13 protein-coding genes are annotated in these 14066 nt (G+C 67.0%); 10 read left to right on the forward strand and 3 right to left on the reverse strand.

The window, feature by feature from the left end; all coding sequences use genetic code 11:
* Positions 1-10: 10 nt before the first annotated feature.
* Complete coding sequence (locus tag LEL84_RS20355; protein ID WP_058253315.1) at positions 11-841, forward strand: DUF2786 domain-containing protein; 831 nt, start codon at positions 11-13, stop codon at positions 839-841.
* Here the strand turns inward: LEL84_RS20355 and LEL84_RS20360 are convergent.
* Entirely contained in the window at positions 838-1779 is a 942-nt protein-coding gene (locus LEL84_RS20360; RefSeq protein WP_058253352.1) for a YhjD/YihY/BrkB family envelope integrity protein, read from the reverse strand. The genes LEL84_RS20355 and LEL84_RS20360 overlap by 4 nt on opposite strands.
* A gap of 44 nt (positions 1780-1823) precedes the next feature.
* Between LEL84_RS20360 and LEL84_RS20365 the strand changes: the two genes are divergently transcribed.
* Positions 1824-2342, forward strand: a complete 519-nt coding sequence (locus tag LEL84_RS20365) for a TIGR04338 family metallohydrolase (RefSeq protein WP_226512624.1) — start codon at positions 1824-1826, stop codon at positions 2340-2342.
* A 6-nt stretch (positions 2343-2348) separates the two neighbouring features.
* Here the strand turns inward: LEL84_RS20365 and LEL84_RS20370 are convergent, their stop codons facing one another.
* Positions 2349-4376, reverse strand: a complete 2028-nt coding sequence (locus LEL84_RS20370) for a CocE/NonD family hydrolase (RefSeq protein ID WP_065629263.1) — start codon at positions 4374-4376, stop codon at positions 2349-2351.
* A gap of 212 nt (positions 4377-4588) precedes the next feature.
* Positions 4589-5776 (reverse strand): glycoside hydrolase family 76 protein, encoded by a 1188-nt coding sequence (locus LEL84_RS20375; protein WP_065629264.1) that lies wholly within the window; start codon positions 5774-5776, stop codon positions 4589-4591.
* Between the two features lie 279 nt (positions 5777-6055).
* Between LEL84_RS20375 and rplJ the strand changes: the two genes are divergently transcribed.
* From rplJ to LEL84_RS20415, 8 genes are all read left to right on the forward strand, one after another.
* Positions 6056-6586, forward strand: a complete 531-nt coding sequence (gene rplJ / locus LEL84_RS20380) for a 50S ribosomal protein L10 (RefSeq protein ID WP_004019499.1) — start codon at positions 6056-6058, stop codon at positions 6584-6586.
* 87 nt (positions 6587-6673) lie between these two features.
* Positions 6674-7063, forward strand: coding sequence for a 50S ribosomal protein L7/L12 (rplL, locus tag LEL84_RS20385; RefSeq protein WP_004019500.1), 390 nt, complete (start codon positions 6674-6676; stop codon positions 7061-7063).
* A 299-nt stretch (positions 7064-7362) separates the two neighbouring features.
* Positions 7363-8322, forward strand: a complete 960-nt coding sequence (locus LEL84_RS20390; protein WP_226512625.1) for a hypothetical protein — start codon at positions 7363-7365, stop codon at positions 8320-8322.
* 373 nt (positions 8323-8695) lie between these two features.
* Positions 8696-9922 (forward strand): ABC transporter ATP-binding protein, encoded by a 1227-nt coding sequence (locus LEL84_RS20395; RefSeq protein ID WP_226512626.1) that lies wholly within the window; start codon positions 8696-8698, stop codon positions 9920-9922.
* A gap of 2 nt (positions 9923-9924) precedes the next feature.
* Entirely contained in the window at positions 9925-10731 is an 807-nt protein-coding gene (locus LEL84_RS20400) for an MlaE family ABC transporter permease (protein ID WP_226512627.1), read from the forward strand.
* A 2-nt stretch (positions 10732-10733) separates the two neighbouring features.
* Entirely contained in the window at positions 10734-11615 is an 882-nt protein-coding gene (locus LEL84_RS20405; RefSeq protein ID WP_058253306.1) for an MlaE family ABC transporter permease, read from the forward strand.
* Position 11616: 1 nt separating this feature from the next.
* Entirely contained in the window at positions 11617-12984 is a 1368-nt protein-coding gene (locus LEL84_RS20410) for an MCE family protein (protein WP_068970875.1), read from the forward strand.
* Entirely contained in the window at positions 12981-14063 is a 1083-nt protein-coding gene (locus LEL84_RS20415) for an MCE family protein (protein ID WP_058253304.1), read from the forward strand. Before LEL84_RS20410 ends, LEL84_RS20415 begins: the two co-directional genes overlap by 4 nt.
* The last annotated feature ends 3 nt before the right edge of the window (positions 14064-14066 follow it).

Genomic DNA, 14066 nt, shown 5'->3' on the forward strand with positions numbered 1-14066 from the left:
TCTGAAACATATGCGCGACGACAAGCTGCTCACCCGGATCTCCGCCCTTCTCCGTCAAGCGGAGAACACCGACAACGAGCACGAAGCCGAGACCTTCATGCAGGCCGCCCAGCGGCTCGCCACGGCGTCGTCGATCGACCTGGCGGTGGCGCGGGCCCACGACCCCGCGGCGCGCAAGAAGGTCACCCCGATCAGTCGACAGATCGCGATCGGCGAGCCCGGCAAACGCGGACTGCGGACCTATGTGCAGCTCTTCGTTGCCATCACCGCCGCCAACGACGTGACCGTCGACGTGGCGAGCAACTCGACCTTCGTGCTCGCCTACGGGTACGAAGCCGACATCGACGCCTGCGAGGCCCTCTACACGTCGCTGATCGTGCAGATGGTCGCGGCCAGCGACGCCTACCTGCGGTCGGGTGCCTACAAGGGCGAGACGTTCGCGCGGGTCGTCACCCGCGGGAACGGGTGGCGAGCCCGGCGGGTGATCGAGGAGAAGCCGTTGTCGCCGATCACGGCGCGGCTGAACTTCCAGTCGGCGTTCGCCGAACGCATCGGCAAGCGTCTCGCCGAGGCCCGCGACGCCGCGCGTGCGGAGGCCCTGGCCGCCGAACGCGACTCCGGGGAGACCACGCGCTCGACGGCGGTCGCGTTGCGCAACAAGGAGATCGAGGTCACCGACTTCTACCGGACGGAGTCGAGTGCTCGCGGGACGTGGCGTCCGTCGAGCGCCTCGGCCGGCTACTCGGAGGCCGCACGCCGCGCCGGCGACCGCGCGGGACGTCGCGCGAAGATCGGCGCCGACCGCGAGTTCGGCGGTGCGCGTGGTGCTTTGGAGGGTTAGGGCTCCACGCGCGTGGGCGGGGCGTCCACCGGACTCCCGGGAGGCCGGTCGTACCAGGATGCAGACGGGTGCGGGACGAACGGTGTCGGTGTGCCGGCCCACCGCCGCACCCACCGGCCCAGACGACCCTCGTCCGTTGCCACGGCGTGCACGACGATGGCGGTGACGACGAGGATGAGTGCGAACACGAACAGCCAGCTGATCGCGACGAAGACGACACCGAGGGTGCCGTAACTGCGGATGGTGCCCGCCGCGAGCGTCGGCAGTGCGACGCGGCTGCCGGCGAGTAGGGCGGTGATGAGGATACCGGTACCGAGGCCGTTGAGGACGAGCAGCTTCATCGGTACCTGCGACGACACCAGGAGCCGCGGGATCGCGGTGAAGGTGACCGACCAGATCAACACGGTCACGGCGACGATGAGCCCGATTCCCAGGACGCCCCGATCGCCGATGTGCATGCCGAACAGCGAGGTGGCCTCCACTCCGGTGGACAGACCCTGCACGGTGACCGCGGCGGGGATGAGGAAGACGACGACGACCCATCGCCAGAAGCTGCTCCACGGCAGTTTGGCGACGTCCCAGATCGACACATACATTCGGCCGAGGGCACGGGACAGGGAGGTGGCGCCGGCGATGGTCATCAGCGCACCGACGATGCCGAAGGTCGTCGCCGAGGTCGGGTCGTCGATCGTGGGCGTGTCGAGACTGCTGACGGGGATACCGAGCTGGGTCAGTGCGTCGTCGACGACGCTGGCGCCCGGCAGGGTGAGCACCAGGATCACGACCGGGAGGATCGAGGTGAAGGCCTGCGCGGCCAGGGTCATCGACCGGTCCGTGAGATTGCCCCGAGCCATGTCGATGACGATGCGGAGCATCAGGGAGGCGCCGGGCAGCCGCATCACGCGCTCGCGTACGGCATCGAGGTCGGGACGGCGCATGAAGTCTCCCATCGGCTCCGGGGTCTCTCATCATCGGCGATGCCGTGAGTGAACGGGACACCGGGCGCGCACGATTCTATGAGGCCGAGCACCTCGTGCATCGCCTGTTCGACAACGTGTCGTCGTCACGGACGGTGCAACTCGCCGGCACCGAGGTCACCCTCCCCGCGGAGGCGCGCTTCGCCTCGATCGACGCCGTCGACGACTACGTGGGCCGCGTGCTCGCGCTACCGGGTGTGCGGTCGAGTTTCGAGCGCGCGTCGCATCCGGTGTCGGTCCGCGCACGGCGCGGCCAGCGGTCCGCGCACTACGCGGCGCGGGTTCGCAGATCCGACGGTGTGCCGGTCGCCGCCGAGATCGCCATCCCGTCGGCGGCCGACGGACGCTGGGCGCTGCGTGAACTGGTGGTGCTGCACGAGCTCGCCCATCACCTCGACGGCACGACCGGCCCGGCTCACGGGCGCGGATTCGTGCTGACGCTCATCGAACTCGTCGGGCTCGTACTGGGGCCCGAAGCCGCGTTCGTCTATCGCGTCGTGCTGTCGGATTCCGGGGTGGGGTGAATGATCTCAGCGCAGCCCGTCGCCGGCGAGCAGCGTCAGGTGGCTCGGGTGGTCGGGGTCGAGGACCAGGCGCTGGTGTCGGCGGCCGCGTGCCTTGATGAGGTCGGGCACGAGCGTCAGGTAACGCGGGAGACTCGCGGCGTAGACGTCGACCCGGAGCCGATGGCCCGGCTGCAGGACCGCGTCGGTGGGGACGAGGTCGACGTCGAGGCGGATCGGTTCGTCGGCGGGCACCGGCAGCTTGCGCTTGCGGGACAGATAGTGGTGCGCCGAGAGCAGGCTGCCGTCGTCGGCGTACGTCGACTTCGATTGATCCAGTGCGCGATTCGACGCCGACAGCGCACCGTTGGTCAGCACCACCGACGTACCGTCGGGAGCGACGTCGTTCACGGTCACCGCCCAGACGGCCTCGTGTGCCGTGGTGGCGACGTTGAGGCGCAAGTTCATGGCGCCGCTGATCGGGGTGGCCTCTCCGACCGGCTCCGTGGTGAACGACAACGCGCCCCGCTCCTGGTATCGCGCATCCCGGGCGAAGTCCGCGCCGAGGGCCAGCGTCGCCCCCGCGGTCACCTGGGTCATGTCCCGGGACCGGAGTCCGCGGGTGTCGGGCCGGACGTGTAGGGACGAAACACCCTGTGCGGGAGTGGTGCTCAGCGAACCGTCGTGGACGCAATGGTCGGCGGTCGACGACGGTTCGGCAGTCAGGTAGAGCCGCGTCGGGGCCACCCCGGGACGGGGGAAGCTCTGCCCCGCGGTCCACGCACCGCCCTGCTGCAGCATGGTGACCGGCCCGTAGTACTCGATCCCGTTGCGGTGGCCCTTGAGCCAGCGGTCGAACCACGCGCGTTCGAGGACGTCCAGACGCGGGGGAGCGAACTTGCCGCCGTATCCCGACCCCACGTCGAGGTGATAGCCGTCGCCGACGATCATCTGCTTGCGGCCCGGCTCCATCTGCAGGCGCTCGTACACCCCGGTTGCACTGCGGCCGAACAGATCATGCCAGGCGCCGACGGTGAAGGTGGGTGCTTCGATGCGGTCGACGATCGGGTCGCGGGCGTCGAAGTACGGGTCGTCGAAGATGCGTGGATCACGGGCGGTCAGGAACCCCCACAGCAGCGAGGGGATCTCGGTGGCCGGGGACTTCACCCGGTCGATCGCCCAGCGCACCGCGTCGCCGCGCACGAGGTCGCGGATCACGTTGGCGGGGTTGGGAACCCACTTGAGCATGTTGACCGCGGACAACCACACCGGGATGAAGGCCGACGGCATGCCGCCGGTGATGTAGATGTCGCGCACCAGGTCGTCGCAACCCTCTACGGCGAACACGGCTTTCAGCTGTGGCGGCCGCTTGTCCGCGGCCTGCAGCGAGTTGATCGCCGAGTACGACCAGCCGGCCATCCCGACGGTCCCGTCGCACCACTCCTGCTCGGTCACCCAATCGATGACCTCCACCGAGTCCTGCTGCTCGCGAGGACCGAGGATCTGCCATTTACCCAGGCTCGCGCCGGTTCCGCGGACGTCGACGACGACCTGCACGTACCCGCTGCGTACCAGGTTGCGATTGATGCCGAAGACGTCGAAGACGCCGCCCGACAGGGTCTGTGTCAACGTCGTGAGTCCCTCGAGGGCCGTGCCCGTCGCGTCCATCGACCGGGATGCGGTGTGCAGTGCCTTGCCGAGGACGGGGGCGTGGAGGGTCTGGTCGATGAAGTCGATGGCCGCGCGGTTGTACGGGTTGATGTTGATGACCGCGGGATAGGGGGTGAGGATCGTCTGCCCGAACCGGTTGGCGGGCCGGATGACCGTGGCGCGCAGGACGACGCCGTCGCTCATGGTGATGGAGACGTTCCGGTCGATGACGACGCGCGGGTAGAGCTGCTTGCCGTCGACCTGCTCGCGCCAGCGGATACCGTCGGCGCCGCCGGTGGGATCACCCAGCGGGAGCGTGCCGAAATGCGGCGCACCAGTGGTGCGGGTTCGTGTCGACGGAGCGACACGGGCGCGCGGCTGTGTGGGATCCAGCTGGTACGTCATGGTGCATCACCCTGCCTGGGATGAGGTGTCGCACCCGAGTTGTTGCACGGATCGAGACGGCCGGGTGGACACCGACACCCCGTCGTGTCGGTCGCTTGCTTCCCGGCCCGTCCGCTGGCTGCGGATTACAGTGTGGTCCAGGTCACTTCACGTAGTCGCTGAAGGATAACTCAGCGCCGGTATCGGATGGCTAACGAGGTGGCGTCTTTTGGTCATGGCCGTGTGTGTTCCTGGTCACATTCAGGTAAACCCAGGTCGATGGCGGCCGCCGCCTCGAGCACCATCCACGCCGACAACTGCACCGACAGATCCCGCTCCGGGACCTCGGACGGATTGACGGCGCCTGCCACGAACTGGGCTTTCGTGCCGGCGTCGGTCGGGATCACCGCGGTTCGTCGCCAGTCGCTGGAGAAGATCACCCGGCCGGCGAACTCGGTGCGATGGGCCCATGCGGCGTCCGCGCTACGGGTCACGATCCGGGCTGCCCGCGTACGGAGTTCATCCGAACCGTCGACCTCGGGCAGGTCGGTGGCGATGAGTGCGAGGTAGCGGGCCAGCACGCCGTGGAACAGGCCGCCGTCGCCGCCACCTCCGCCGTTGATCACCCCGTCGGTGCAGGAGTGGTGCTCGACGGCGCCGAGCAGCCGGGCCAGCCGGTCGAGGTGCCGGCGATCTCCGGTCGCCCGCAACGCCTCGAGTTCGGCGCCCAGCACGACGCCCTGGCAGTAGGTGTAGGTGCCGGTCTCCGGCTTCAGCGAACCGTCGGGCAGCTTCTTGAGACCGTCGATGACCAGGTGCGTGTCGGGATCGACGAGGTTGGCGTCCATCCAGTCGCACATCGCCACGGCGCGTTCGACGTGACCCGTGCGTGCGAGCAGGATCGCGGCCGGGCCGTTGGCCGGTGCGTTGAAGAACTGATCGGCTTTGCGCCAAGGGATTCCGCCGCCGTCCGCGGGCACCCAGGCGTCGAGCATCTGCCCGGCGAGGACGCGGAGTCCGCCCGCATGGTCGAGGTGCAGGTGCCGGTCGGCGCGTTCGATGGCCAGTCCCAGCCACGCCATGTCGTCGTAATAGTTGTTGGTCCAGCGGCCGCCGTTGCGGATCCGGATGCCGCGCAGCAGCCGGTTGGCGTCGTCGGCGACGTCGGGGTCGAAGGAGCGGTCCGAGCCGACACGGTGGATCGCGGCGTCGACGAGCAGGTCGACGAGGTGTGCCTGCCACCAGTAATGCCAGGATCCGAACTGGGCCTGCACGCGCCCGATGGGCCAGGCGACAGCTCCGGCACGTGTCCCCGGCAGCCAGAAGGCCCGCTGCAGGTGACGGTCGTAGATGGCGTCCGCGGCGGCCTGTGCGCGGGCGTTGGGGTCCCGCAGGTCCGACGATTTGGATTGTTCGTCCACGTCCGCGTAGCCTAGTCGTCGATGTGATGCACACCCGTGCGTCGTATCGGTTCAACCAGAGACCGTTGGTCGTCGGGATTTCCCGGACGAAGGCGCGACGAGGTCGCCGGCCCACGCAGGATGAACGAGGAATGTCGCTCCACACGAACAGTGTGTGCGTTCACGCCCCGTGCCTGTGTGCCGGGGCGTTTGTCATCTTGGCCCTCGATCGCCTCCCGATGCCCGTCGCTCTCTTGTTGGACTCGACCAACTCATAGTGACGAGGAGAGGAGGCGAAGTATGGCCAAGTCCGAAAAGGTCGCCGCAGTTGCGGAGATCGCGGAGCAGTTCAAGAGCTCCACGGCGACGGTTGTCACGGAATACCGTGGCCTGTCCGTCACCCAGATCAGCACGTTGCGACGTTCCCTCGGTGAGGGTGCAACCTACTCCGTCGCCAAGAACACCCTGGTGAAGCGTGCCGCTGCTGAGGCGGGCGTGGAAGGGCTCGACGAGCTGTTCACCGGTCCGACCGCCATCGCCTTCATCGAAGGTGAGCCGGTCGTGGCCGCGAAGGCGATCAAGACGTTCGCCAAGGACAACAAGGCGCTGGTCATCAAGGGCGGGTACATGGACGGCCGCGCGCTGTCCATTGCCGAGATCGAGCAGATCGCCGACCTTGAGACCCGTGAGGTCTTGCTGGCCAAGCTCGCCGGTGCCATGAAGGGCAACTTGGCAAAGGCCGCCGGTCTGTTCAACCAGCCGGCTTCGCAGGTGGCGCGCCTGGCCGCGGCCCTGCAGGAGAAGAAGAACGAAGCCGGCGAGACCGAATAGGTCGTCCGCCGCACCACACCAATCCCCGAACCGTACGGGGATGAACACCAAAGCCCCGTACGGGGACTGACAGGAAGGACGCCAACCATGGCGAAGCTCACCGCTGACGAGCTCATCGATCAGTTCAAGGAACTGACCCTGCTGGAGCTCAGCGATTTCGTGAAGAAGTTCGAAGAGGTCTTCGAGGTCACCGCTGCGGCTCCGGTCGCCGTCGCCGCTGCCGGTGCCCCGGCTGCCGGTGGCGCCGAGGCCGCTGCTGAGCAGGACGAGTTCGACGTCATCCTCGAGGGTGCCGGCGACAAGAAGATCCAGGTCATCAAGGTCGTCCGCGAGGTCGTCTCGGGCCTGGGCCTGAAGGAAGCCAAGGACCTCGTCGAGAGCGCTCCGAAGGCTCTGCTGGAGAAGGTCGACAAGGAGGCCGCCGAGGCTGCCAAGGCCAAGCTCGAAGAGGCCGGCGCCAAGGTTTCGGTCAAGTAAGACCGACTCACGCGCAAGCGTTTCACGAGCCCGGGACAGCATCGCTGTCCCGGGCTCGTTGCTGTCCCGGGGAGGGGCGCTGGGTCGGGAGGGCGCTGGGTCGGGAGGGCGCTGGGTCGGGGTTCGCCCGCCCACCGGCCCGCGAATTGAGGTCGCATGCGATCTCGTTTCGTCGTTGCGACCTCGATCGAAGTCGCATCGACGACATGAAGTCGCATGCGACCAAGAGGTTGGCCGGCTCGGTAGGAGACCCGGCTCGGCGGATGAAACCGACGGGGCGGTCCGTGCGTCCAAGTCCCATGCCTGCGCCCTTCGCTCATGAACTGCCCGTCGACCGATACGGTCTCGTTCGTCGGGAAGCGACCCTGCGGGCCGGTGTCGGGGACGACGTCGTCGCCGCTGCAGTCCGACGCGGTCAACTCCTGCGGCTGGCGCCGGGGGTGTGGGTCGAGGGGGGAGCGCGGTTCGAGGGGCCGGCGGGCGCCGATCTGCTCTTCCGGCACCGATCCATAGCCGTGGCGACATCGGCGCGCGACCGCGGCATCTCGACACTGAGTCACGAATCGGCCGCCGCGCTTCTCGGGCTCGACACCCTGCATCCCGATCGCACCACGGTGCACCTGACGAAGGCCGCGAAATCCAGTGGCGGCTATGTGCGCGGACACCGTCATGTCCACAACGGCCCGCTGGGCCGCGATGAGACGGTCACAGTGGACGGATTGTCGGTCACGAGTGTCGAACGCACCGCGGTCGACATCGCGATGGCCGGTGACTTCGCCCAGGGGGTCGTCGTCTTCGACCGGGCGCTGGCGAAGGACGCGGATCACGACACGATGGCGGCCATGCTCGACGCACGCACGGGATGGAAGAACGTCGGCACTGCTCGCAGAGCGCTGGCGTGTTCGAACCGTCGATCGGAAAGCGTCGGTGAGTCGTGGAGCCGCGCGCAGATGATCGTCGCCGGACTCCCGGCACCCCGCCTGCAGAGCTCGTTCTCGACACCGGACGGAGAAATACGAGCGGACTTCGACTGGGACGGCCGGGTGATCGGTGAGTTCGACGGCCTCCAGAAGTACGGTCGGCTACTCCGCCCCGACGAAGAGCCACGTGATGCATTGATCCGCGAGAAGCGCAGGGAGGACGCGCTGCGCGCTCTTGGGATCATGGTGATCCGCTGGACCTGGTCGACTCTCGAACGCCGAGAACTCGTGGCTCTACTACGACCGTGGTTGACGACGACAGGTTCGCCCGCGGCCTGACCGTACGCAGAGCTAACACAGTCCCCATCGAATGCGATTACGCATTCGACGCACTTACGACGACCACCCGCGCCTCGACCCCGACGCGCGGTGCTGAGCCGTCGAAATCGTGTTCCGCAGGTGGAGCCCAGGTCTGCGGTGGCCGTCACATCGAGGGGCCGGCCCGACTTCCCTCACCGCGAACGATCGGATATTGTCATCGTCGCGGCGAGAGTTACCGGGCGGTAGGTTTCCCGCAGCCATCACCGAGAACCACGCGGCGGCGTTGTGGGCGGGGACGGGTCGGTTAGAGTGACCCCAACCACAAATGCCGCCGGTTGGTGCGCGGTCACACCGTGGCCGCCTCGGGGGCAGCGATCGTCTGGAGGAAGTTGTGGGTGTTGAGGTCAGCGTCGAAGGACTCACCAAGTCGTTCGGTTCGCAGAACATCTGGCGTGATGTCACTCTGACCCTGCCGGAGGGGGAGGTTTCGGCGCTGCTGGGTCCGTCGGGTACCGGTAAGTCGGTGTTCCTGAAGACCCTGATCGGTCTGCTGCATCCGGAGCAGGGTTCGGTGATCATCGACGGGACCGACATCACGCAGTGTTCGGCCAAGGAGCTCTACGAGATCCGCAAGCTGTTCGGTGTGCTGTTCCAGGACGGTGCGCTGTTCGGGTCGATGAGCCTGTTCGACAACATCGCGTTCCCGCTTCGTGAGCACACGAAGAAGAAGGAGAACGAGGTCCGCGACATCGTGATGGAGAAGATCGACCTGGTCGGTCTGACCGGTGCCGAGGACAAGCTTCCCGGTGAGATCTCCGGCGGTATGCGCAAGCGTGCCGGTCTGGCGCGCGCGCTGGTCCTCGACCCGCAGATCATCCTGTGTGACGAGCCGGACTCGGGTCTGGATCCGGTGCGTACCGCCTACATCAGCCAGTTGCTGATCGACATCAACGCCCAGATCGACGCGACGATCCTGATCGTGACCCACAACATCAACATCGCGCGCACGATCCCGGACAACATCGGCATGCTGTTCCGCAAGGAGCTGGTGATGTTCGGTCCGCGTGAGCAGTTGCTGACCTCGGAGCAGCCGGTGGTCAAGCAGTTCCTCTCCGGTGACCGGTTCGGTCCGATCGGTATGTCCGAGGAGAAGGACGAGGCGGTCCAGAAGCAGGAAGAGGCGATGCAGGCCGCGGGTATCTCCGGTGGTGGTACCAAGGAGGACTTCACCGAGATCATTCCGCAGGTGCAGCCCAATCCCGGTATGCCCGAACGCAAGGCGATCGCCCGGCACCGCGAGCGTGTGCACGCGATGCTGCCCGACCTGCCCCAGAACGCCCAGGAGGCGATCCGCCGCAGCCAGGAGCAGGAAGACCAGATCCGCGAGGAGAGCCGCCAGCACGCCGACAACATGGAGAACGGCAACGGCCCGTCCGGCAACAACGGCTCCGGCAACGAGTGGACCACCGCGCCGGGCAACGTCGCCGTCGCGGACTCCAAGACCGACGTCATCGACTACGGCGGCAGCGATGCCCCGACCGAACAGTGGCACACACCCGGTGATGCACTGACCAAGCCCAGCCATCGTGCTGATGGGAACGAAGGGCGGACACCCTAGGGATGAGCAGTGCCACCACGCGTGGCGTCGACCGAATCGCGCAAGCCGGGACAGGTGCCCTGTCACAGACCGGCAATATCGTTCAGCTCTTCGTCGATGTTGCACGCCAGACCTTTGTGCGCCCGTTTCAGTGGCGGGAGTTCATCCAGCAGGCGTGGTTCATCGCCAGTGTGACGATCCTGCCCACCGCCCTGATCGCGATTCCGTTCGGCGCGATCGTCTCGCTGCAGACGGGTTCGCTCATCAAGCAGCTCGGCGCGGAGTCCTACACCGGCGCGGCCAGCGTGCTCGTCGTCATCCAGCAGGGTTCACCGCTGGTGACGTCATTGCTGATCGCGGGTGCGGCCGGGTCGGCCGTCGCCGCCGACCTCGGCTCGCGCACCATCCGCGAGGAGATCGACGCGATGGAGGTGCTCGGCATCAACCCGATCCAGCGCCTCGTCGTACCGCGTGTGCTGGCGATGGTCCTGGTGGCGATGCTGCTCAACGGTCTGGTCGCGGTCATCGGCATCGGTGGTGGTTACTTCTTCAACGTCGTCGTCCAGGGCGGTACCCCGGGTGCCTACCTCGCGTCGTTCGGTGCGCTGGCACAGCTGCCCGACCTCTGGGTCTCGACCCTGAAGGCCGCGATCTTCGGTGTGCTCGCCGCCGTCGTGGCGTCGTACAAGGGCCTCAACCCCAAGGGCGGTCCGAAGGGCGTCGGTGACGCGGTCAACCAGAGCGTCGTCATCACGTTCCTGCTGCTGTTCCTGGCGAACCTGATCATCACTGCGGTCTACCTGCAGGTCGTCCCACCGAAGGGGAGCTAGACGTGACCGAAGGTGGGGGCGGTGTGACCATCGCCAAGAGCCGGCCCGAGTACTACATGTACGAGGCCCGCAAGCAGCTGGGCAAGCCGCTGAAGGTGCTCGACGGCGCCGGCGAGCAGATGTCGTTCTACGGCCGGACGCTCGCGTGGATGCCGAAGACGATCGTGCATTACACGCGCGAGGTCCTGCGCCTGCTCGCCGAAGTCGCGTTCGGATCGGGCGGACTCGCGGTCATCGGCGGCACCATCGGCGTGATGGTGCTGATGTCGGGGTTCACCGGCGTCGTGGTCGGCCTGCAGGGGTACGCCGCGCTCGACCAGATCGGGTCGCAGGCCCTCACCGGCTTCCTCTCCGCCTACGTCAACACCCGCGAGGTGGCGCCGCTGGTGGCGGGTCTCGCGCTGTCGGCGACCGTCGGTTGCGGCTTCACCGCCCAGCTCGGCGCCATGCGGATCTCGGAGGAGATCGACGCGCTGGAGACGATGGCCGTGCCGTCGATCCCGTTCCTGGTGTCGACCCGAGTGATCGCCGGTTTCATCGCGGTCATCCCGCTGTACGTGCTCGGCCTGCTGTCGGCGTACCTCGCCTCCCGCGTGGTGACGACGGTCTTCAACGGCCAGTCCGGCGGCTCCTACGACCACTACTTCAACCTGTTCCTGCCACCGGCCGACGTCTTGTGGTCGTTCGGCAAGGTGCTGGTCTTCGCGTTCGTGATCATCCTCGTGCACTGCTACTACGGCTACTACGCTTCGGGCGGTCCCGCGGGTGTGGGCGTGGCCGTCGGGCACGCGGTTCGAGCGGCTCTGGTGCTGATCGCGGTCCTGGACTTCTTCCTCGGCCTGGCGATCTGGGGCACCACGACAACCGTGCGAGTGGGAGGTTAGCGTGACGCTGCTGCGTAAACGGTTGCTCGGACTCGTCTTCTTCCTCGTGGTCGCGTTGTTCCTCACCTTGACGATCACCAAGTTCAACAAGACGTTCACCGAGTTCACCGACGTCACGTTGCTGACCGACTCGACCGGCAACGCGCTGCCGGCGAACGCCGACGTCAAGGCCCGCGGCATGACCGTCGGCGAGGTGCGCGAGGTCAAGCCCGGACCCGACGGTTCCGTCGAAGTCGTGTTGGGACTCAACCCCGATCAGGCGTCGACGCTGTCGGCCGAGACCACCGCGCGCATCCTGCCGAAGACCCTGTTCGGCGAGCGCTACGTCGCCCTGCAGGTGCCGGAGGACAACTCCGGGCCGACGCTGAGCAACGGTGCGACGATCCAGACCGACCAGAGCGGCAACGCGCTGGAAATCCAGCAGTTGTTCGACAAGCTGCTCCCGGTCCTCGAGGCGATCCCGCCGCAGGATCTGAACGCCACGCTGACCTCGCTCTCGTCGGCGTTGTCTGGCCGCGGAGAACAGCTGGGCACGACGCTGGAAGAGCTCGACCAGATCTTCGGCGAGATCAACGAGAACCTGCCCGAACTCGAGGGCACCCTCGAGGGGCTGGCCAGCTTCTCGCAGACCTACTCCGAGGCGCTGCCCGACGTGGTGGACGCGCTCGACTCCCTGCGCACGACGACGAACACCATCGTCGAACGCCAGGACGACCTGCGGACCCTCATCGCCACCCTGGGTGTCGCGTCCGACGACCTGACCGGCTGGCTCCGTGCCAACCGCACCGACCTCATCGACCTGGCCGTCGACTCCGAGGAACTCCTCGTCGGACTCGCCAAGCAGTCACCGGTGTTCGTGTGCACCTTCCGCAACTTCGCGGGTCTGATCCCGGAGTCGCGCAAGATCGTCGGCCAGGGCACCGACAATCCGGGTGTGCGGGTGAACCTGCAGTTCGTCAACCCCCGTGGCCGTTACCTACCGAACCAGGACGAACCCCGCTTCATGGACCTCGATCCGCCCGCTGTGTGTTACGACCCCAAGATGGGTGGCGACCGCCCGTTCCCGCAGTACCCGGGTGGTTCGCTCGCCGACGGCAGCTACCAGCCGCCGTCACGTAACCCCGGTCCGCGCACGATGCCCGAGTTGCCGCAGCCGCAGTTCAGCGGCGTGCCCGCGGGGTCGGTCTCGGCCGCGTCGGGTGCGAAGCCGGTCGCGGTGGAGTCCAACCCGTTCGACGACCCGGATTACCGCAAGCAGTTGCAGGTCATCTACGGCGCCACCTCGGGCAAGGCGCCCGAAGAGGTGCCCACCTGGGTGACCATGATCGGCGGCGGTGCGCTGCAGGGTGCGAAGGTCGACATCAAATGAAGTCGATCGTCGGACCGCTGATCAAGCTGGTCATCTTCGGCGTGGTCACGGTGGTGACCACGAGTCTGCTCGCCGTCACCATCGCCAATGCGGGCGGTGACGGGGACGCGAAGTTCAACGCCGTCTTCACCGACGCCACGCTGCTCAACCCGGGCGACGACGTGCGCATCGCCGGTGTGCGTGTGGGACAGGTCGAGAGCGTCGAGGTCTACGACCGCAACAAGGCGAAGGTCGCGTTCAACGTCGACCGCGACCGGCTGCCGGACGGGACCCAGCTCTTCATCCGCTACCGCAACCTGACCGGGCTCCGGTACCTCGCGCTCGAGCGCGGGGCGGGCGATCCGTCGCAGACGGTCGCGCAGGGGCACACCTTCGGTCTGAACCCGGGCGTCAAGGACACCCACCCGCCGGTCAACCTGACCGAGCTGTTCAACGGATTCCGTCCGTTGTTCCAACAGCTCTCGGCCTCCGACGTGAACAAGCTGACCGAGCAGATCATCGCGATCTTCGACGGTCAGGGCGGTTCGATCACCCGTCTGGTCAGCGACACCGCCGATCTGACGAACGCGATCGCCGACAAGGACAAGGTCATCGGTGAGCTGATCACGAACCTCACCAAGGTCCTCGACACCGTCAACCGCAACGACGAACAGTTCACCAGCCTGCTCGACAACACCGAGAAGCTCGTGACAGGCCTTGCGGCGCAACGCGGTTCGGTGGGTTCGGCGATCACCTCGGTCTCCAATCTGACCTCGGTCACGGCGAACATCCTCGGTGCGACGCGGCCGTCCATCCAGGGCGACATCGCCGGCCTGAAGTCGCTCGCCGATCAGATCAACGCGCGCGACGAGGACATCGAGGAGACGCTGACCAATCTGCCGATCAAGCTCCAGAAGATCGGCCGCGCAGCGACATTCGGTTCCTGGTTCCAGTTCTACCTGTGCGGTATCGACGTGGTGGCGGGCAACGGCAAGTCGCCGGTGCTGACGCAACCGCTTGTCCCGCTGCCCGACATCAACCATGTGCTCTACACCAGTGCGGCGACGCGCTGCTGGGCCGACGACCGGCCAGGGGGGTGACCA

Origin of the sequence: Gordonia sp. WA4-43, from assembly GCF_020520305.1 — a bacterium.
Lineage (GTDB): Bacteria > Actinomycetota > Actinomycetes > Mycobacteriales > Mycobacteriaceae > Gordonia > Gordonia hongkongensis.

Excerpts from the sequence above, each read along its gene's own strand:
- rplJ (WP_004019499.1), top strand. The coding sequence starts at position 6,056 with ATGGCCAAGTCCGAAAAGGTCGCCGCAGTTGCGGAGATCGCGGAGCAG.
- rplL (WP_004019500.1), top strand. The coding sequence starts at position 6,674 with ATGGCGAAGCTCACCGCTGACGAGCTCATCGATCAGTTCAAGGAACTG.
- LEL84_RS20355 (WP_058253315.1), top strand. The coding sequence starts at position 11 with ATGCGCGACGACAAGCTGCTCACCCGGATCTCCGCCCTTCTCCGTCAA.
- LEL84_RS20400 (WP_226512627.1), top strand. The coding sequence starts at position 9,925 with ATGAGCAGTGCCACCACGCGTGGCGTCGACCGAATCGCGCAAGCCGGG.
- LEL84_RS20390 (WP_226512625.1), top strand. The coding sequence starts at position 7,363 with ATGCCTGCGCCCTTCGCTCATGAACTGCCCGTCGACCGATACGGTCTC.
- LEL84_RS20370 (WP_065629263.1), bottom strand. The coding sequence starts at position 4,376 with ATGACGTACCAGCTGGATCCCACACAGCCGCGCGCCCGTGTCGCTCCG.
- LEL84_RS20415 (WP_058253304.1), top strand. The coding sequence starts at position 12,981 with ATGAAGTCGATCGTCGGACCGCTGATCAAGCTGGTCATCTTCGGCGTG.
- LEL84_RS20360 (WP_058253352.1), bottom strand. The coding sequence starts at position 1,779 with ATGCGCCGTCCCGACCTCGATGCCGTACGCGAGCGCGTGATGCGGCTG.